We start from the raw sequence: 19,224 nt of genomic DNA on the forward strand, positions 1-19,224 counted from the left end.
CCGGCCACCTCAACCCGCTCAACCCACTCGGTCTGCTCCTCCATCACCGCGCCGCTTCTTGCCCTTCTTGCGCGGGGGTGCGAACAGCATCCACCCGACGGCGCCCGACCCGCCGGCCAGCCAGACGGCCCACCACGGAAATCCGAGCGGCACCCCATCGGCGCCGAGCTCTTCACCTGCGTCGCCCTGCCCGTCGGGCAGCCGCTTGGCGTGCACCATGAACCGATGACTGTTGATGCCGATCGGGGTGCAGGTGAACAGCGTCACCCAGTCTTCCCCCTGCGTGATCTTCAGCGAATCGGTGTCGCTGGGCAGCACGACCTCAGTGCTCATCACCTGGTAGTGGTGGTCTTCGCCGAGCACGCTGATCCAGAAAGTGTCGCCGACCTCCGCCTTCGACAGATCGGTCAGCAGCTTCGACTGCGGCAGGCCCGCATGGGCAGTGAGCACCGAGTGCGTCGAGGGCCCACCCACCGGCAGCGATGTGCCGTACATGTGCCCGACGCCCTTCGAGATCGTCTCGTCAGCGGTGCCGTGATAGATCGGCAGCCCGATATCGAGCTTGGGGTAGCTCAGCGTGCCGATCATGTCGGTGCCGCTGACACGAAGCATGTTCTCGTAGGCCTGATAGACCGCCGTGCGCTGCGCCTGGTCCGGGTTCTCAGTGATGTACGGGTCTGCGAGCGGGCCGGGTTTCAGCTCGTTGTTGTAGGCATATGCGGCATCGAGAATCCTCTGTCGCTCAGCCGACGGGGTCTGCTGCACGCGATCGACGTAGCCCGAGATCTGGTTGTTCTGCGCGATGCGCGCGAACCACGTCGCCGCCTGTGGGTACACGAGCAGGCCGATGCCGAGCACGGCCACCGCCTGCAGCACGATGTTCCAGACCAGGCGCCGCTTCTGCGCACGGGTGCGCGGCGCGCGCGTCAGACGATGCGAGGTCATTCGTCGTCTGCGGATGCCCCGTGCGACTCCGCCTCACCCGTCGCCATTCTCGTGTCGTCCGATTTGCGACGCCGCCGAACCAGCGCCAGCGCACCGCCGCCGACCAGCACAATGCCCAAGAGCGCAAGTCCCGCAAGCTGCGCACCGGTCCTAGCCAAGTCGTCAAGCCCAGTTCCAGGCGGTGTCTCGCCGCCCCCATTCGAGTCGTCACGCCAGACCTCGAAGGTGACCACAGCCGGGTCGTCCACCGAGGTGACGGCCGTCTGCCGCACAGCCCAATCCCCCATCCAGCCCGCCGGGTAGAACGTCGGCTTGACGAAGAACGAACGATAGAGCGGGTCAGAGGTGTCACGATCAAGCCCGTTCACGAAGTTCGACAGACGCAGCCCGTCAATGGTGACCTGCCCCTGGTCGTCCGTCGCCCATTCGTCAGACCCGTCGACGACGATCGCATTGCGGTCGTTCGCGGCGTCATCTGCACTCAGAAAGACCTTGACCTTCGCCCCGGGAATCAGATTCGAGGGGTTGCCCTTCTCGTGCACGTTGATCGTCAGAGCCCCGAACTTCGTCGTGGCCTGCGCAGTGACAGGTGCTGTCGCGCCTGTGATCGCACGCAGATCGGGCTGCAGACGCACTTCATTGGTCATCGCACCAGAGGCGAGCACCTTCGTGTCATAGTCGATCGTGACCTTCGCCTCGGGGTCGGCCGCCACGGCCGCACCGAGCTTGGCACGGCCTGCCGCGGTGAAGTCGACCTGCACGGTCTGTCGACCGTCCACCTGCACGATCGAGACTTCGTAGTCGTCGTGAGGCGTGAGGGCGGGCGCGTCGTGTCCCGTGAGCTGCACCTTCACCGCGTCGAGGTCGCCGGTGAATTCGAGGTTCTTCGCGATGAGGTTCTGCACACGGTAGCCGTCGATCGCAGGCTGACCGCTCTGGTCGACGGTGCGCGGAATCGCCGCCGAAGACTGCCAGTGCACAGTGTCTGCGACGCTGACCGCGGCCGCATCATCGACTGACAGTCCCACGGTGACGCGGGGGTTCTTCGGGTAGACGTGCACCGTGTACATCCACTGGTCTTGTGTGGGGTGCTGCAACGGCAGCGCCACGAGCATGGGTTCGGCCGCGACCACGCCGGCTGGTGTCGAGGTCTCGGCGACGTAGTAGAGACCGACGCCCAAGGCGAGATCGAGCTGGCCGTCTGCCGCGCTGGTGCCCTCATTGGCGATCGGCGCCGACTGCACGCTCTCGGCAGCGGCACCGATCGACATCGCCTTTGCCGCATCCCACCCGTCATAGGTCGTGAGGTCGACCCCTGGCACCCGTTTCGCGACGAAGTGCACACCCGCGACCGGCCGATATGCCGAGGCATCGATGGGCAGCCCGTCTGTCGGCAGTCCGACGCTCTCGGGCTGCTCGACTTTGTGAATGACCAAGTGCGTGGTGGCCGACGAATCGATGTCGTGGATGTCGGGCTCGCCGGTGGCATGAGCCGAAGACACCGGCAGCATCGCCACCACGGCGGCGGCCAGCAGTGCGACCAGCAGTGCGACCGTTGCTCGCAGCGTGCTCTGCTGCGTGCGCGCGTCTGCTGGAGTGTTCGAGATGCGAGCCTCAGTTGCGGGTGTCATGGTAGTCCTTCCCGAGATTCGATCTGGGTGTGATCGCGTCGGTCGTCTGCAGAGTCTGTGCTGATCGTTGTGCGGCGGATGCTGTCGTCGGTTCGGCCTCGCCGCTGCGTGTGCTGAGGTGGTTGCGTCGTCGTGGGGGTGCGAACACGAGCCAGGCGACGATGCCTGAGACGCTGACGAAGATGACTGCCCACCAGGGGAAGCCTGCGCCGCCCCGGCTCTCTTGAGTCTCGGCGGCATCTGCAGGTGAGCTGATGCGCACCGCATTGACGAGCAGCCGATGGCTGTTGACCCCGATCGGCGTGCAGGTGATGAGCGTCATGAGGTCTTGACCGGGCACGATGCGCAGCCGGTCGGTCTCGTCGGGGGTGATGACATCGGTGCTCTCGACTCGGTAGTAGTGCGTCTCGCCGAGCACATGCACGGTGAACACGTCACCGATCTGGGCATCATGCAGCGGAGTGAAGAGCGATGCGTTCGGCAGCCCGGAGTGCGAGGTCAGCACGGCATGTGTCGAGGCGCCGCCGACGGGCAGCGACGACCCGAAGAGATGACCGGCCCCCTTCGCGAGCACGTCGTCGTCGGTGCCGTGATAAATCGGCAGATCGATGCCGAGTGAGGAATACTGCAGTTCGCCGATCACCCCGTTGTCGGCGACGCTGAGGGTGTCTTGATAGGCCGCATAGGCTGCCGTGTCTTCAGTATCTCGGTCGGCGCCAGAGTTGGTGTACGGATCGCGCAACACCCCGGCCGGCAGCCTCTCGTTGTATGCAGCGGCGAGCTCGAACGCTCGCTGGCGGTCGGCACTCGGCAGCGCATCGATCTGTTTGCTGTAGCCAGAGATCTGTGACTGCTGTGCCTGCGTCGCGAACCAGTTCGCTGCTGTCGGATAGAGCAGCACGGCAGTGCCGATCATCGCCGCGATCTGCAGCATGATCGGTGCGATCATGCCGCGTCCACGCCTGCGCCTGCGCTGCACGTGCTGGAGCGAGTCGGCGGGTGGTAACGGTGCAGCCGGTGCTGAGGGGGCGACCGTCTTCGTCATCATGCCCTCCTCTTTGCTCTCTGCGCTCTGCGCTTCAGATGTCGACTGCGTACGGGTACACGTGTTGATTCTCGTGTGTCTGAAGGCCTGTCGTCGTGCATGCACGTGCGTGCCGACTCGTGCCCCGTGGCTGCCAGCACGTACCCGTGTGCGTCGGTGCCAGCCGGTGCGCAGAGGGCCGACGAAACGAAAGCTTCTGTTTCGCCGGCCCTCTGCGTTCACGTCATCTGTGGCAGTCGTCGCTTCGAGCGATGACTGCCACAGATGACCTGTTGCCTACTTCGTCGAGGTGGCCTCGACTGCGGCCTCAGCGGCACGACGGCGTCGGGCCACGAAGACCACCAGAGCCAGAATCGCCAGGCCGACGACGGTGAGCAGAATCGTACCGGTACCACCGGTCAGCGGCAGCACGAAACCGCCGGTGTTCGGCACGTTCGCGATCTGTGTGACGGCCACGTCTGCACCCGCTGCAGTGACCTTGGCCTCGATCGGCTCGGCCATCAGCTGATAGCCGTCAGGTGCCTTCGTCTCAGCGAGCCAGTAGGTGCGGGTCGTGTCGGCGACATCTTTGCCGTTCACGAAGTTGCTGAAGAACAGGCCGGGAATCGTCACCTGTCCGTTCTCACCGGTCGTCCACTCGGTCACACCGTTCACGTTGATCGGGTTGGTGAGGCTCTTGGCATCCGCTGCACTGGCGAAAACCTGGAACGCTGCACCCGCCAGCTTCGTGTCAGCGCTTGCGGTGCTGACCTTCTCGATCTTGATGTCGCCGATCTTGACCGATGCAGTATCGGTCACCGGGGTTGCGTCGTTCACGGTCAACGTCGCTGTGTTCGTGATGGTACCCGCAGCAGTGTTGGCAGCACCGGCAGCTGTCGCATTCACTCGTGTGTCGATGACCAGCTGCACCTTGGCAGCGGCATCGGCTTTCCAGGCGGCGACCAGCTTGGCGCGGCCGGCCTCGGTGAAGGTCACGGTCACGTTGTCGGTCACGGTGTAATCAGTGTCGCGAGTCAGCGTGACGCCGGCGAGTGGGGTGCCGTCTTGACCGATCAGCGACACGGTGGCGCTGTCGGCGAGCGAGCCTTTGAGCGTCAGTCGCGAATCCAGCGGGTCTCCGATGACATACTTGGTAATCGACTCGTCTTTCGGGATATCGCCCTGAACGGTCCACGAGACACCGTCACGCGGGGTGCCGCTCGTGTCCCCGACTGATCGTGCTGCAGCGTCATCCGCAGTCTTCGACACCGTCACCACAGAGTTCTTCGGATAGATGTAGATCGGGTCGAGCCACTTGTTCAGATCGGTCGGGTTGGTCAACGGCACTGAGAGCAGAAACGGTGCTGACGGCGTCACACCGGCAGGAGCTGACTTCTCTTTGACAACGTACAGGCCGCGAGGCAGAGTCATCTGTGTGATGCCGTCAATACCAGTCGCCGGGAACTCCCCAGTGGCAGCTGCTGGGATCAAACCCGTGGCCGCGCTGAGGTCGAGACCGGCAGCGTACTGCTGGCCGGCGTTCGTGCCGATGTCGTTCGTACCGCCCTTCTGCGTGTCCGGCACGAGGTAGGCCGCGAAGGTCACACCCTCAATTGCTGCACCTGGAACGTCATCATCGGCGATCTTCTCACCCGTGGCGTTGTTCGACGTCGTCGGAGCCGTGCGTTTGTTGATGACGACAGAGCTTTGCTCGGGCACGGGCTGACTCTTGTCAGTGTCGGCCTGTGCCAGAGCACCGCTGCCGAGCAGCAGCCCTGCGGTGACTAGGGTGCCGATGGCGGCGAAGATCTTTCGCCTCGTGTTGTGTCGGGTATTCATTACTCTCCTCGGTGTAGACAGTCGGTGTGAACGGTGAAAAAGGAATGCGCAATGATCGCGCAGTGACTGGATGACGCCCTGGCTTCATGCCTCCCGGCGAGCGCGCCGCCGCCGCCAGATGACGCCGACAAGTGCGCCGACGAGCACGACGCCGCCGCCCAGGCCCAACGCAGCAATGCCGCGGCCGCCGGTCAGGGGCAGACTCTGGGACTGCACGTCGAAGACCGGCATCGTCCACCCGGTGGGCATCACGCAGTTCGGCTGGCTGTCTGCCGGAAGCTGATACGGGCTGACGCACTGGGGGCGCAGTTCCTGCCCGCCGAGACTCGTTCCCGCCATCTTCTGGTTCGTGTCAGACGCCTCGCCTTCACCGGCCACGGGCAGAGACAGCCGCCCCTGGTAGTCGTACCAAGCCGCCGTGCCCGGCCCAGCCATCGAGACGGCCGTCGGCGTCGGCGACGTCGGCGCGACCCAGATCTTCATCGGCTGCGCCAGAAGCTGGTAGTCGCGAGGAGACTGCACCTCGACAAGCCAGTACGTGCCGTGGATGCCCTGACCGGCGTCATCTGCCGCGTTCTGAGCGCTCGTGGTGCGCCATCCGACCTTGGGATCAGTGGTGTCAGGGCCGGCGGTATCGCCGCCGCGAACGTCGACTCCTCGCCACGATCCGGCAGACTGACCTTGGTTGTCTTCATCGAGGTAGTAGAAGGTTCCGCACGCTGCACGCTGGTCTTGTGGATGCGCCGCGTTCCAGTCGATGATCGACTGCGCGGTTGCACTGCCCGCTCCGAAATCCCAGATGTCATCGCCAAGCGTCTCAGACGGCGTCACCGACCCCGGTGCCTGATAGTCAGGCGATGTGGGGTTGTTGGTCTTGCGGCACAGCCAGCGCGAGGGAATGCCCGCCTCAGCATTCGCCTTCGAGTCTGCGAGCACGAAGGTGCTGTCGAGCAGGTTCTTGCCCACCGGGCCATACTGTGTGTTCTCTGGTGTTGTCGCGCTCTTCTTCCAGATGTGAAAGTAGTTCTCGCCGAGAGAGTGCCACGTCTTGCAGTCGTAGTAGCGCGAATCGTCGCCTGCGGGCACGCCCGCCCCGTCGTTGTCTCCAGAGCTGCAGCGGTTGGGGTAGAACGGCTGACCGGTGCTGGTGGTCGCCTGCCCCTGCGCCGTGTTCGTCCAGATGGCGTTGGGCACCGACTTCAACGGTGTGCCCTCATTGAGATATGCCTGTGCGGGGTCAGACGTGTCGGCCACCGTTCCACCGCGAACGGCATAACCCACGACCGCATAGGCGACCTTCGTCGTGCCGTCTGGTGCCAGAGCAGGCAGCGTGAGATCGTCGACCGTTAACGTCCAGGTTCCCGAGAACGCACGACCGTTGGGACGATCGGCGTTGAAGGTCGTATCGCCCTCATACACGGGTTTCGGCCCAGTCGCCGCATTCCACGGAGTATCCATGCTGGCGATGCGATTGCCGGCTGAATCGTAGTAGCTCACGCCGTATTGCACCGGCACGGCTGGAGGTGCGGTGGGGTCCCATGTGGTCGCGGCGAGCGTCTCTGACAGATCGTCTTTCAGAGTGATGCCAGAAAGGTCTTCATTGCTGTAGTTCGTCACCTTCACGCGGTAGTAGATGTTGCCTCCGGAGTGGATGATCGCCCCGTCTTCTGGCTGAGAGTTCTTCTCAATGGTCCACGCGCGAATCGGGTTCTGCGTGCAAGACGCGTTCGACGCCTCGCACGTCTCGGGCGGGGTGACATCGCTGCCATCTGTGTTCTTGTGCGCGGTGAGATAGTTGCGCAAGAGGTAGCCCTGCAACGGCTTGACCGCATTCTGCCTGCTCTGTGCGTCATCTGAGGCGTTCGGCTTCACTGTGACGGTGAACCACACGGTTCGGGTCTGTGCGCGAGGCACGCTTCCGGTGATGTTCAGCACCGGTGACTGTGCGGCAGTATCGTCTGTGACCTCCACGTCGTTCTGAGTCGTTCCACCCTGCTTGTACCCGGTCTCGGTGCCGTCAGAGACCCAGATGCTGTCATGGTCGAACGACGCGTCGTCGAGCACATCGCGCAGATGGTCGACATGATCAAGGTCGACAGCGGCGGTGCCCTGCGTATTGTCGAAGGTCAGTTTGTATTTGACCTGAGACGCGTTCGCATCGTCGCTGGGAGACACAGTTGTTCCGCTCTGGGGGTCTGAGGCCTTTGTGGTCACGAGCAGAGGGCGTTTCGCAGTATTCTGCCAGGTGCACGTGACGGTCTCGCCCGTGTCGACGGCGAGGTTCGTTGCCCGCGTGATGGCCCCGTAGGTGTCTCGCTGCAGATCGATGCTCTTCGCCCCCGACGGCGTGGCACACGTCAGCCCCGTGAGTTCATAGCCGTACTTCCATGAGTTCCACGGATTGTTCGAATTCGCGGCGCTCTCACTGAGCTCATAGCCCGTCGTCGAGGCGACAGCGATCTTCTTCTGAGTGGTCGCATCTGACACGCCGTTGGTCGACGCGGCTGACATCGCATTCTTGGCGGTCAGGCGAAAGTCTTCTGGCCGTGCAGTCGCCTGCCCGTCAGTCGTCGAGTTGTCGACGGTCTTCTGAAGAATCAGGTACGGAGGTGTGTAGGTAACTGTGCAGTGCAGGTACTCACCAACCTGCAGCTTCGTGAAACTCTCATTCGACGCCGGCGGCGTCGAACTCGAACCGCTCGTCGGCCATTGCTGGACCACCGTCGACGCCGGATCTGTTTTCGTACATGTCCAAGAGGGCGTGTATGAGCTGGCGATCGAGCTATTGGGCTCATTGGTGATCTGGGAGGCGAACTGCAGCTGCGTACCGCTGCTGCCGCTGCCGACCGGCAATGTACTGTCAACAGAATTCGCGTTCTGCATCGGAGTCGCCGAGCCGCTGGCTGTTGTGCTTCCAACGACATCGCCGCTGGAACGTGTCATCGAGACGCCGAAATCACTGGCTGTGGCAGCGCCGCTGGCGTCAACGATGCGATCTTTGACCTCGACAGTGGCTCCCGCACGGGCGACGACAACGCCGAATGCCACTGCTTGCAGACCGTTACCCTTCATCGTCTGCACGAGGTTGAAAGTGGCATTCCCAGTCGGCGGCTTCGTCTGCAGCATCGCCGTGCCATTCTTCTTCGGTGAAGTGTCTGCGTAACAAGTCGCAGACTGGCTCGAACCGTTCAGGGCGGGCGTGAATGACTGAGAGCATGCGTTGCCCATGGTCTTGGTTTTCTGCTCAGCGGTAGTTCCTGACACAGGAGGCCGATTGGGCAGCCAGCTGAACCCTGCACCAGTCGTCGTCCAGTCGATGTGCTCGCCTGAATCTGTGCTCTCAGCGTCAGCGACGACCATCGCGTAGTCGTTCACTCGTTGGTTCTGGGAGTTGAACAGCTTGATATCGTTCAGGCTCACGGTCGACAAGCCACCACTGGCAGTTTGATAGAGGGCAGGCTGACCGGAAACACCCGTGTAGAACGGCTCCGTAGCGCCGGTGAAAGGATTGGCGCCGGTGTTGCCCAGAAATGCATCGCCATAGGTCGGGAACCCGCGTGACTTGACATTGCCGTTTCCTTCAAGCTTGAGCGTCGCCGTGAGCACATAGCCGCCGGGCAGATTCACCTGGACAGCCGACGACTGCGCCGAACTCTGATCGACAGAAGTCATGTCAAGCCAGCACAGCGTCTGGGCGTAAGCTCCGCTGCCGGCGTTCGCATACGAGCATCCGTTGCCCGAAGCAGCAAGGTTCTGAGCCGCGAGGTCCTGTGCTGAAACATCTGATGTTGTCAGAGCTTGTGCAGTCGTATCCTGCTCGCTCGGAACAGAAGACGAAGCCGCTGCATCGACCTGATCCGAGCTGGCGGCGACAGTCGAGGTGCTGGCGTCTGACGCCGCAGTGGCTGCCGTTGGTGCAGTCCCGACCGAGAGGGCATTTGCCGCCAGAATGCTCAGCACGGTCAGCAGTGAGCCGATCAAATGGCGTTTTCTCATTGCACGATGTGCAGGCACAGTTCCTCCTTCGCACTGTTCGCGATGACGAACTCTGTTCGAACCGTGCTGTTTTCATGTCAGTGGGCACACATCGGCGAACGGCACCGAGGGGCGGCATGACGTTCTGACGGCGAGGTTGCGAGAACCCGCTGGCACGACGCCTTGCACCCAAGTGGCGCCGATCGTTCACTTCATGCCGGGCGGGGCGACCTGCGCGACGAACCGATTATGAGACCAAGTAAGAATCTAGCAACAATGGCTGTGCTGAGCGCTCCGGCTCCTTTCTCACCGCCGTGGCGAGAATTCCGGCATGCCCGCATGATTACAGGCTTCTTGCCTCCAGAGAAGCAGCAGAGGCGCATGATTCCTGATCAGACTTCACCCCGAAGTACACCCTGTTGCACGGAGTTCAGCCCGGCTCCGACACTCAGCCGGGCACAAGATCCACTGCTTACTTCTGCGTCGGTCGAACGAACGTGTATCCGCTGAGCACGGTCTGATAGGCCTTCTGGTCGCTGCCAGACTTCATCTCTTGCACCGTGACGGCGTTGACCCAGAAGATGCGGTCCATGCTCTGCGCAGCCCGCACAAACCCCGGAGCATAGTCGTAGCTCGCGCCCTGCACCGTGATCTCGACCGGCACCGCCTGCAGCGACGCGTCACTCGCAGTGGCATCGATGGCCTGCTGCGTTCGCGTGAGCGTCGACTGCTGATCAGCGGCCGACGAGGCCGGTGCGATCGGGTAATCCTGCACACCCTTCACAAAGTCTGCATACGAGATGGCGTCCTTCCAGCTGATGCCGGTCAGCTGCACGCCGTTCTGGCTGACGATGTCATTGACCGAGCGCAGAAAGCCGTCTTGGTCGTTCGTCGCAGGGATGCTGGTCTGCAGCTGAGCGAACTCGTCACGCAGCGTGTTGATCTGGCCCGCGGCAGCTTTCGCCTGTGAGATCTGTGACTGATAGATCGACTGCTGTGAGGTCTCCTGATCGACTTGGCCGGCTGTGCGATAGCCATTCTGAAACAGCGGAATGATGACGAAGCACAGGACGACGATCTGCAGCAGCGCGAGAGTGACAACGGTCAGAAGCCGAATGCTCTTCGGCGAGCTCAGAGAGCTGTGGTGCTCAGTCATGACTGGCCTCCGACCTGCTGGCCGGCGCAGTCTGCGTCGTAGCCGCCTGTCCAGCAGTCTGGGCCGCCGATGTCTGGGCGTCAGCGCCTTGCGCGAAACGATGAGTGAAGACGTCGGCGCTCAGAACGATCGTGAGGTTCGACACGAAGCCGCTCGCCCCATCGGCAGAAGCCTCGCTGCTGCCGGCGCTCTGGTCTTGGCTCTTCACGTTCTGCGCGGTGATGCCGGCGACACCGTGCACCTTGCGCACATTGTCGATCCACTGGCTGATGTTGGGAAGGTCATCGCTCGTGGCCTCGATGCTGATCGATCCGATATTCGCCGCCGACGGCCTGTCACTCGATGCGCTCGCACCGCTGCCAGAGGCAGCAGCCCCAGAACGGCTTGCCCCGACCGACTGCAGATTGAACGTCGTGATCTGCATGTTGGCTGGTGTCGAGTCACGCACGTCGCTCAGCAGCTGCTGCAGATCTGTTTCACGGGCGGTGACCGCGATGCGGGCGTTCTCGAGCTGACGAATGTCACCGGCGAGGTTGATGGCCTCTGAGTTCGCTGCCAACTCGCTTTGCAGCTGCTGCGACTGCTGCTGTGCCGATGCCAGCTGTCGGTTCACCGCCGCCTGCGAGGCGCCCCCGTATGCGATGAGCACACCGTTGGCGACCACGAAGCTGATGCCGAGAATCACGATCAGGCGCCGAGCCGAGCGCACGTCGAGACGACGGACCTGCCCGGGTGGCAGCAGATTGACCTGGGGCTGGCCGAACAGTCCAGCCTGCGTCGACTCCTGAGATTTGCGTGCCATGATCAGCCTTCCTCTGCCAAGCCGATTGCCACGGCCGAAGTTGCCAGCCGATCGGCAGCGTACCGCTGCAGGTCACCGCTGACGGCGACACCGGCCAGCGGGTTCGCCGGGGTCAGCGAAAGATCGAGCCGACGTGACAGCTCGGTGAGCAGGCCGACCAGCAGGCTGCCCCCGCCGGTCACGATCACCTGGCCGATGTCGTGCAGCCGATCGGTGTTGCGAAAGTAGGCCACGGTGTCCTGCACACTGTCGATGATGCGATCAGCGGCTGTCACAATGGCCTGCTCTTCGTCGGTCTCGGCCGCATCACCACGGTAGCCGGTCGACATCTTCAGCTCTTCGGCATCATCGAAATCGCTGTTGTGCACCTCTGCCACCGCTTGAGTGATGCTCTGACCTCCCGCGGGAATGATGCGCACATACGCAGGCGCCCCCTGGTCGACGGCCGCGATCTGCGTGGTGTCGGCCCCGAAGTCGATGATCAGCGTCGGGCGCACGCGGGTCTCGACCGGTGCAGGTGTCACGCTGACCGAAGCGCCAGCCCCGCTCCCCACACCAGCTGCGCCGCCGGAGGCGGAGGCGAGCGGGACATCCGCCTGCTGCAGCGCCCGACTCAGCGAGCGCATCAGCGCGAATGCGGTCAGGTCGACGCCGATCAGGCGCATTCGGGCGGCCGTTATCGCATCGGCGATCGCCTCGAGCGGTGCGGCCTCGGTGGCGACGAGCAGGCCGGTATACATCGGCGCACCGTTGTCGATCGTCAGCCGGGTCGGAAAGAAGTCGAGCACCGCATCGCTCGCGTCGATCGGCAGCGCGTCGTCGACCTGGTAGCGCAGGCTGGCCCTGATGGCGGTGAGCGGCACCCGGGGGATGCTGTGCTCGCGCACATACACCCGTCGGTTGCCCACCGCGATGCGCACGTTGCGGGTCGTGAAGCCCGCCTCGTCATAGAGATCTTCGAGTGCAGCGGTCAGCTGCGCGGGCTCGGCGACGGCTCCGTTCACGATTGTCCCGTGCGGCAGGGGCACCTCGTGGTATCTGACCAGGCTGAAGCCGCCATTGTGCTGTCGCATCTGGGCGCCGCGCACAGCGGTGTGCCCGATGTCGACGCCGATGAAGTTCTTGCTCACAGTTGCCCTCGTCTCATGCCAGCCCCCACAGCGACAGGTAGGCGCTCATCAGCGCTGCACCCCAGTTCAGGGCCAGCACCGAGCCGATCGCCATCGCCGGCCCGAACGGAATGCCCGTCTTGCGCCCGGCGCGCCGCGCGACCAGCAGAGCCGCGGCGACGAGGCCGCCGACCAGAAACGGCAGCAGCACACCGAGAATAATGCACGCCCACCCGTGCCAGCCGAGTACAAGGCCGATCAGCGCCGCATACTTCACATCGCCGAGTCCCATGCCGCGCGGCGAGATGAACGCGATGACCAGGTAGAGCCCGCCGGTGATGACCGCGCCGAGCGCGGCGGTCAGTGCGTTGCCCCATGAGATGCCGTCGCCCGCAGCCGATGGCCCGAGCGACGAGCTCAGCGCGGCCAGCAGATAGAGGCCGGCGATCACGATCATGCTGGGCCAGATGATGCGGTCGGGCAGCGTCTGCGTGTCGAAGTCGATCAGCGCCAGCGCGATGCTGGCCGCGACGAACCAGAGTGCGGCGATGAGAATGCTGCCCTGCGCGACAGCATCGACCGGCGTGGCCGCCGCCGCGAGACCTGGTGCGAAGTGCAGCGCCGTCGCGAGAAAGAGCGCGGCGGTGAGCGCCTCGATCACCGGGTAGCGCAGCGAGATGCGGGCCTTGCAGGTGCGGCACCGCCCGCGCAGCACCAGCCAGCTGAGCAGCGGGATGTTCTCGAACCACGCCAGCGGGCGGTCGCAGCTCGTGCAGTGGCTGCGCGGCGCGTTGAGCGACTGCTGTCGCGGCACCCGATAGATGACGACGTTCAGAAACGAGCCGATCAGCAGGCCGAGCACCGTGATCAAAGTGGTGATGAGGGTCGTCATTGTCCGCCGCCTTGGCCTGATGGTGTCGATGGCACCGCAGACGTGCGAGCAGTTACGACGACCTGTCGAGGGCTGCCTGCGGATGCGGGAACGGCCTCGCCTTGCCCCCCGGTCTGGGTGCCATCTTGGCCTGTGCCCTGGCTCGGCAGCCAGGGATAGGGCATCTCGGTGAAGGTGAGTCGCAGCTGCCCGTCCCATCCGCCGGTGTCGTTCAGGCTGCCGACGATCAGCTGCCCATAGGGCGCCCCTGGGGCACTGTTCGGCGTGTCGTCAGTCTTCGCGAAGCCAGCGGTTGAAAGCTGGCACGGCGTGTAGACGAGCAGGTGCACGTTGCTCGCGATCGAGAGCGGGTGCACACTCGAGATGCTGCCCCGGCCCGTGGCGCAGGTGGGTGAGCCCTGCTCATCGAATGAGACGATGCTGCCCGTCGCCGCTGCGTTGCGCCCCGACGGCATGGTGGCGGCGTTCGACAGGTCGGGAACATCGCGGTGAGTCTGCGCATCTGCGGGCACGATGAGATTGAGGTTGAACGTGTGGTCTGCGCTGTCCGACTGAAAGGTCGAACCGTACGCACCGAGGTAGCCGGGAAAACGGAAGCCCGAGTCGCTGACGACAGTCAGATCGCCGTGCAGCACGATCGGCTGCCACTGCCATCCCTGCTTCGCGCTGAACATCTGCGTCTGGCCGTCATCGCTGCAGTTGTAGACCTCGACGCGGGTCGGCCCCGACCAGTTGCCGGCGCGCAAGAAGTCTTCGGCGTCGCTGCAGGCGTTCGCCCCCGAGAAGATGTGCCGCGTGACGCCCTGCACCCAGCTGCTGTACGCCTGTTCGCTGGTGTTCACCCGGGTGAATGCGCTCACTTTCGGGGTCTGAACTGTGCCCGAGGTCACCACGTCTGCATCGATTCCGGGAATTCTCACGGGTTCGGCAGAGTCTGCCGATGCCGTCGGCGCCTGCGCGGGGTCAAGGGCAATGGTCGTGGGGAAGCCGAACGAGCTGCGCAGGGCGTTCCAGTCGGCGGCGGGGCTGTTCGCCACGATGCTGGTACCTCCCTGCACGGTGATCTGGCCGCTCTGCTGGTACTTGAGCGTCGCCTTGCCCGCGACCGTGGCGTTGCCGTCGCCGCTGCGGTTCAGACTCTCGGCGACGACGTTGCCGCCGACCTGTGCGCCGCGGCCCAGCGTGACGTAGCGTGCAGTCACGTCCTTGCCCACGGTGCTGCCCTGCCCGGTCACGACGCTGCCGACCAGAGAGCCGTTGTCACTGCCATAAGCCACGACTGATCCACCGGCCGAGTTGTTGACGGTGACCGTCCAGAAGCCCCAGGCGTCTTTGCCCACCGTGTTGGCCGTGACCGACCCGTTCATGCTGTATGCCGACCCACCGATGCGGTAGACCCCGGTGTCAGCTCCGGTCACAGGTGCCACATCCCACATCGCCTGCGCCGAACCGTCGATGCGGTTGTATCTGATCGCCCCGCTCGGCGAGGTCGCACTGCCCGTGATGCGCGTCTTCGACTCGATGTCCCATCGTGAATAGACGTCGCCGATCACGATCGCCTTGTCGAGCAGAACTGTGCCACCCGAGTGAATCGACCCGGCGGTGACGCTGCCCGCGTTCGTGAACGTGACGTCGCCCCCAGCCCAGATCTGCCCACCGGTGATGGTCTGGGGGTCAGAGGTGCCAGACACCGTGCCGATGCCCGTGCCGTTCGCAATCGACACCCGCCCCTGAGTGATGAGGCTGCCGCTGACCGCTCGGGGCGATGAAGACCAGGTGTCTTGCAGCGTGATGTCGCCCTGCGCGAAGACATCTGCACCGATGCGAGCCTGCCCCTGCAGACTGACACCGCCTGCAGTGTGCACGGTGCCGCCGATCTGCGCATTGCCCGTCACTGAGACGTCGCCCTGCGCATAGACCTGACCCGTGACTTGGCACTGCCCCGACAGCTTCGCACGCCCCGTGGTGTAGACATTGCCGGTGATGACGGTGTTCTGGTCGCAGATGAAGGTGTCGGTGTGAGCGGCATCGGTGCTGGTGCCGGCTCCTGCCCACACGTCGCCAGTCACCCGGCATTCGCTGCCTGATGCGTGGAACGGGCCAGCCGAGATCAGGGCCGCCACGATCTGCGTGTTGCACGCGATGTCGCCGGGTGACGCCAGAGTACCACCGCCCATCCAGGTCATGTTCGCCGGCAGAGTGAGCGCGCTGCCGGCTTGGATGATGCCCGCAGCCGGGGTCTCCGTCGGCTCGGGAGCCGGTTTCGCATCCGCTGACACGGTGAACGTCGCCGAGGCCGTCGCCTCGGCAGCCCCCGTCGAACTCTTGCCGACCGACGTCACCGCATAGTCGATGGTGTTGCTGTCGGTGTTCACATGCGGATTGTTCGTCTGCGCGGTGAGCCGCACGCAGACGTCGTCGGCGGCCAGACCGAGCGTGGTCAGGTCGAGACACGCATCGGTGGTCGGCAGCTCGCTGCTCGCCGAAGTGGCGAAGAAGACCCGCGCGGCCTCGATGCCGCTGTTCGCGTTGGCCCGAGCCGTCGCCGCGGCCACGGCGTCGGCTGAGGTGCGCTGCGCAGAGAGACCGGCCGTCGTCATGAGCGCCGTGGCCAGCAGCAGCACCGCGGTGAAGGCGATGACGGTGACCAGGCTCGCCCCCCGCTCGGCGCCAGCCGCGGCCAGCCTGTTGCGCGGCCGCGACTGAAGGTCAGCGCGCTCTCGATTGACTCGCATCAGTACCGCCCCCCGGTCAGGCAGGTCGCCCCGTTGTCGTTGACCACCCGATTCTGCAGTGAAGTGATTGCGGGATCGCTGCTCGAGAACGCCAGGCTCATCAGTGACTGCGTCGAGACACGCAGCGCGTCGGTCGCTGCTGCGCCGCTGGTCGACTGCAGCGGAGCAGCCGTGAAGTCAGCGGTCAGCATGGTCACTTTGACCGGGGGCTGCCCCTGTGCGACGAGCTGGGTGTTCTGGTCGAAACTCGCCGGAGCGGTGTTGAACACGAGGTTGGCCTCAGGCGTGCCCGTACCCCCGCTCGCAACCGGCCGCGCCGCCGAGACGACTCGCGACCATGATGTGTCGAGGCCCTGCCCTGCGGCGGGCAGCGTCACCGGAGTGCCCAGCTGCCACTGCCGCAGATACACGCCGGCGCTGCCAGAGGTCGCAGCGCCAGACGGGTTCGAGGCGTCGTCGTCATCGCTGCGCCCCTCGACCCCGCCCCACCAGAGCCATGCGGTGCAGGTCACCGGGCTGTGCGACAGATCGCTCGGGTCGTCGGCGGTGATCACTGAGATCGCCTGCACCGCGCCGAAGTCGTCATCGGCATCGCTCGAGGCCGATGACACGTGACCGGCGTACACGGCGTTGGCTGTCGTGCTGCGAAACTGAGAGTTGAACGCATCGAGCTGCTGCGTGCGCAGCGCGATCGACGTCGTATTGCGCTGCATCACCGACGTGGTGATCCAGAGCCCAGCCACCAGTGAGATGACGACTGCCGCGATCGCCCCGGCGATGAGCAGCTCGGCGAGGGTCAGGCCCCGTTCTGAGGATGCCCGATGCTGCCGCGAGCGCGTAATCAACGTGCACAGCGTGGTCACTGGTATCTCACCGCCCCCCACGTCGTGAGCTCTGATCGTGCGATGTATCCGCCGTCTTCAGCGTTGACGTTGCTCGTCACATCGACGGTGAACTCCAGCAGGCCGGTCTTCTTCGACGGCTCATCTGGTGTGCATGCTATCTGGTTGAGTTCTTCGAGCGATTGCACCGGCGCGCCGCCGGTCGTCGTCGGCCTGGCCGCCGGCTCGTCGAACGCCGAGGTCTGCTGGTCGAAGCGCACCTGGAACCGGTTCGGCAGCTGTGTGCCGGTATCTGGGCTGTGATCGTGGTTCACGACTTGGCGAAAGACCTTGATCTTGCCCGCTGCCGAATCGGTGGGGATGCCCCACCAGCCGTTGTCTTCGCCATTGCGCTGAATGACATCGAATGACGAGACCACGTCGCTGCACAGCGGCAGATTGCCGTCTTTGCTCTTGCCGGTCAGGGTGGCGCGAAACTCGTCGATGTACTTCTCGGCATACGACAGTGTCGTCGCCGCAGACTGATTGCGGTGGTTGAGTTTCTGCGTGGCGATGAAAGCCGGGGCGGTGACACTCATGATGAGGGCGAGCAGAGACATGCTCACGATCGCCTCGACGAAGGTCTCGCCGCGCTGGCCCGGGCGAAGCCCTGGAAAGAGGCAGCGGCTCACCCCAGTGCGGGCACGTGCGCCGCGCAGATGATGAGTGTTCATGCTGACTCCGAGTTCAGATTTTCACGGGAGTTGAGGCAGTGGCAACGGTCGTTGCCGGGCTGTGAAGAGTCGCCCGTGACAGACACGAGACTCCACACTGGATCAGGCTGGGTCCGTGCTCTGCCAAGATGCGCACGGGTCAGGACTCATTCAATGCGCAGCCAGGGTGCACATGAGCGGTGTCGCTCACGTTGTGACAGCGATTCCGGCGACGCATTGACGTGTCTCTTCGGTCTGTCCGTTCAGGAATGCCGGGTTGCAGATCTCGCGAAAGAAGAAACGGCAGAGCCGGCAACACCGACCCTGCCGTTCTTCTAGCTACGTCATCGCGGCTGTTGCAATTGCAGCAGCTGGTGGCTGTAGATACTAGCTCTGCTGAGTAATAACGCCATTGGCGTTGATCTGCCATGTCTTGGCACCATCATCGTGCTTGCCGCTCACAACCGAGTCTGCGGTCGCAGGATCCGTCGCCTTGAGCTGGATCTTGTTGTCCGCCGCATTGTAGCCTTGTTCCTCGATCGCTTTCGCGTAGTCAGGCGTCGAGCCTGTTGCGGCAGCATCAGCAGCAGCCTGTGATACGACGCTCGACAACGCTGACTTCACGGCTGAATCGCGGGCGCTTTCCTGCGAGTTGAGGTACAGAGGAATAGCCACTGCCGCGAGAATGGCCAGAATAGCCACGACCACGAGCAGCTCGACCAGAGTGAAGCCCTTCTCGCTCTCGTCACGGTTGCGCAGAGCCTTGGCGCGGGTCTGCAGGGCAGTGGTCATCGTCTTCATAGAATCCCCTTGATTCGTTTGAGCCAGACGCTGCGAAAGACTCGCTCACGTCCATACAGCCACTTGCTGTATATCTCCAACACTAGTCGTATTTCTATAATGTCACCCCTGAGGGTCACCTCATTCACCGGCCAGGGTGATGCTCGCCGGCACGCGTAGCAAATCACGTTCCGAAAGAGACCGAACCAGCGCGCAACCAGCCGCTGCGAGCGCCCAGGTCACCTGCCCGAGTCGGCTCCCCCAAGACAACTCCACAAGTCAACTCCCTATGGCGAATGCGCTGCCCAGGCCAACTTGGCGACCACGTCATCCGCTCAGCCCAGGTCAACTGTTCAGTGCAGGTCAACTGCTGATCCTAGGTCAAGCGCTCAGGTCAGCTCCCCACGTCAAGCACTCAAGTCACCTGCTCAGGTCAACTCCACTGCGCAGGTCAGCTCCTCAGTGCAGGTCAACTCCTCAGTGCAGTTACTCTGCACAACCAGTCGAGCTCGACGACGCTTGGCAGCAGCATCTCCAGATCACATCGGTCACGCTCGGCCTGTGATAACCCGCCGTCCACAAGCGGCAGCATTGCGAATGTGCGCGGTCCCCCATCTCAATTGCACATAGGCACAGTCTGGTCGCCGAGATTGCAGAGATTCTCTGTTTGAGCGCGGCGGTTTCAGGTGGTGAGTGCAACGGTTGTTAGTAGTGGTTCTATTCTCTGGGCCGGGGTGTCCCAGTCAAGTGTTTTGCGTGGTCTGGTGTTGAGGAGGTCCTGCATTTCGGTGATCTGTTGATC

Annotated in this window: 13 protein-coding genes; all 13 read right to left on the minus strand. The window is 63.8% G+C overall.

Translation table 11 applies throughout. The features are described from left to right. Positions 1-18: 18 nt before the first annotated feature. On the minus strand, positions 19-945 hold the full coding sequence (locus tag LRX77_RS03570; RefSeq protein WP_231831472.1) for a class C sortase: 927 nt from the start codon (positions 943-945) through the stop codon (positions 19-21). After that, positions 942-2,576, minus strand: coding sequence for a SpaH/EbpB family LPXTG-anchored major pilin (locus LRX77_RS03575; RefSeq protein ID WP_231831477.1), 1,635 nt, complete (start codon positions 2,574-2,576; stop codon positions 942-944). Before LRX77_RS03575 ends, LRX77_RS03570 begins: the two co-directional genes overlap by 4 nt. Continuing rightward, positions 2,560-3,624 carry a class C sortase gene (locus tag LRX77_RS03580; protein ID WP_231831479.1) on the minus strand — a complete coding sequence of 355 codons (1,065 nt, stop codon included), beginning with the start codon at positions 3,622-3,624 and terminating at the stop codon, positions 2,560-2,562. The genes LRX77_RS03575 and LRX77_RS03580 overlap by 17 nt, the downstream gene beginning before the upstream one ends. A gap of 273 nt (positions 3,625-3,897) precedes the next feature. Beyond that, a complete protein-coding gene (locus LRX77_RS03585; RefSeq protein WP_231831481.1) occupies positions 3,898-5,439 on the minus strand; it encodes a SpaH/EbpB family LPXTG-anchored major pilin in 1,542 nt (513 codons plus the stop codon). A gap of 84 nt (positions 5,440-5,523) precedes the next feature. Beyond that, complete coding sequence (locus LRX77_RS03590; protein WP_231831483.1) at positions 5,524-9,111, minus strand: DUF7927 domain-containing protein; 3,588 nt, start codon at positions 9,109-9,111, stop codon at positions 5,524-5,526. Between the two features lie 775 nt (positions 9,112-9,886). Further along, positions 9,887-10,570: a type 4a pilus biogenesis protein PilO gene (gene pilO, locus LRX77_RS03595; protein ID WP_231831485.1), complete on the minus strand. Its 684-nt coding sequence runs from the start codon at positions 10,568-10,570 to the stop codon at positions 9,887-9,889. Then, entirely contained in the window at positions 10,563-11,372 is an 810-nt protein-coding gene (locus tag LRX77_RS03600; RefSeq protein WP_231831486.1) for a hypothetical protein, read from the minus strand. Before LRX77_RS03600 ends, pilO begins: the two co-directional genes overlap by 8 nt. Positions 11,373-11,374: 2 nt before the next feature. Further along, a complete protein-coding gene (gene pilM / locus LRX77_RS03605) occupies positions 11,375-12,502 on the minus strand; it encodes a pilus assembly protein PilM (protein ID WP_231831487.1) in 1,128 nt (375 codons plus the stop codon). Between the two features lie 13 nt (positions 12,503-12,515). Further along, positions 12,516-13,373: a prepilin peptidase gene (locus tag LRX77_RS03610; protein ID WP_231831488.1), complete on the minus strand. Its 858-nt coding sequence runs from the start codon at positions 13,371-13,373 to the stop codon at positions 12,516-12,518. Next, positions 13,370-16,108, minus strand: a complete 2,739-nt coding sequence (locus LRX77_RS03615; RefSeq protein WP_231831489.1) for a polymer-forming cytoskeletal protein — start codon at positions 16,106-16,108, stop codon at positions 13,370-13,372. The genes LRX77_RS03610 and LRX77_RS03615 overlap by 4 nt, the downstream gene beginning before the upstream one ends. Further along, positions 16,108-16,971 carry a hypothetical protein gene (locus LRX77_RS03620; RefSeq protein ID WP_231831490.1) on the minus strand — a complete coding sequence of 288 codons (864 nt, stop codon included), beginning with the start codon at positions 16,969-16,971 and terminating at the stop codon, positions 16,108-16,110. The genes LRX77_RS03615 and LRX77_RS03620 overlap by 1 nt, the downstream gene beginning before the upstream one ends. After that, complete coding sequence (locus tag LRX77_RS03625; RefSeq protein ID WP_231831491.1) at positions 16,968-17,663, minus strand: pilus assembly FimT family protein; 696 nt, start codon at positions 17,661-17,663, stop codon at positions 16,968-16,970. Before LRX77_RS03625 ends, LRX77_RS03620 begins: the two co-directional genes overlap by 4 nt. 366 nt (positions 17,664-18,029) lie before the next feature. After that, positions 18,030-18,443, minus strand: coding sequence for a prepilin-type N-terminal cleavage/methylation domain-containing protein (locus LRX77_RS10340; protein WP_269453609.1), 414 nt, complete (start codon positions 18,441-18,443; stop codon positions 18,030-18,032). Between the last annotated feature and the right edge of the window lie 781 nt (positions 18,444-19,224).

Source organism: Pseudoclavibacter sp. 13-3 (assembly GCF_021168475.1).
Lineage (GTDB): Bacteria > Actinomycetota > Actinomycetes > Actinomycetales > Microbacteriaceae > Pseudoclavibacter_A.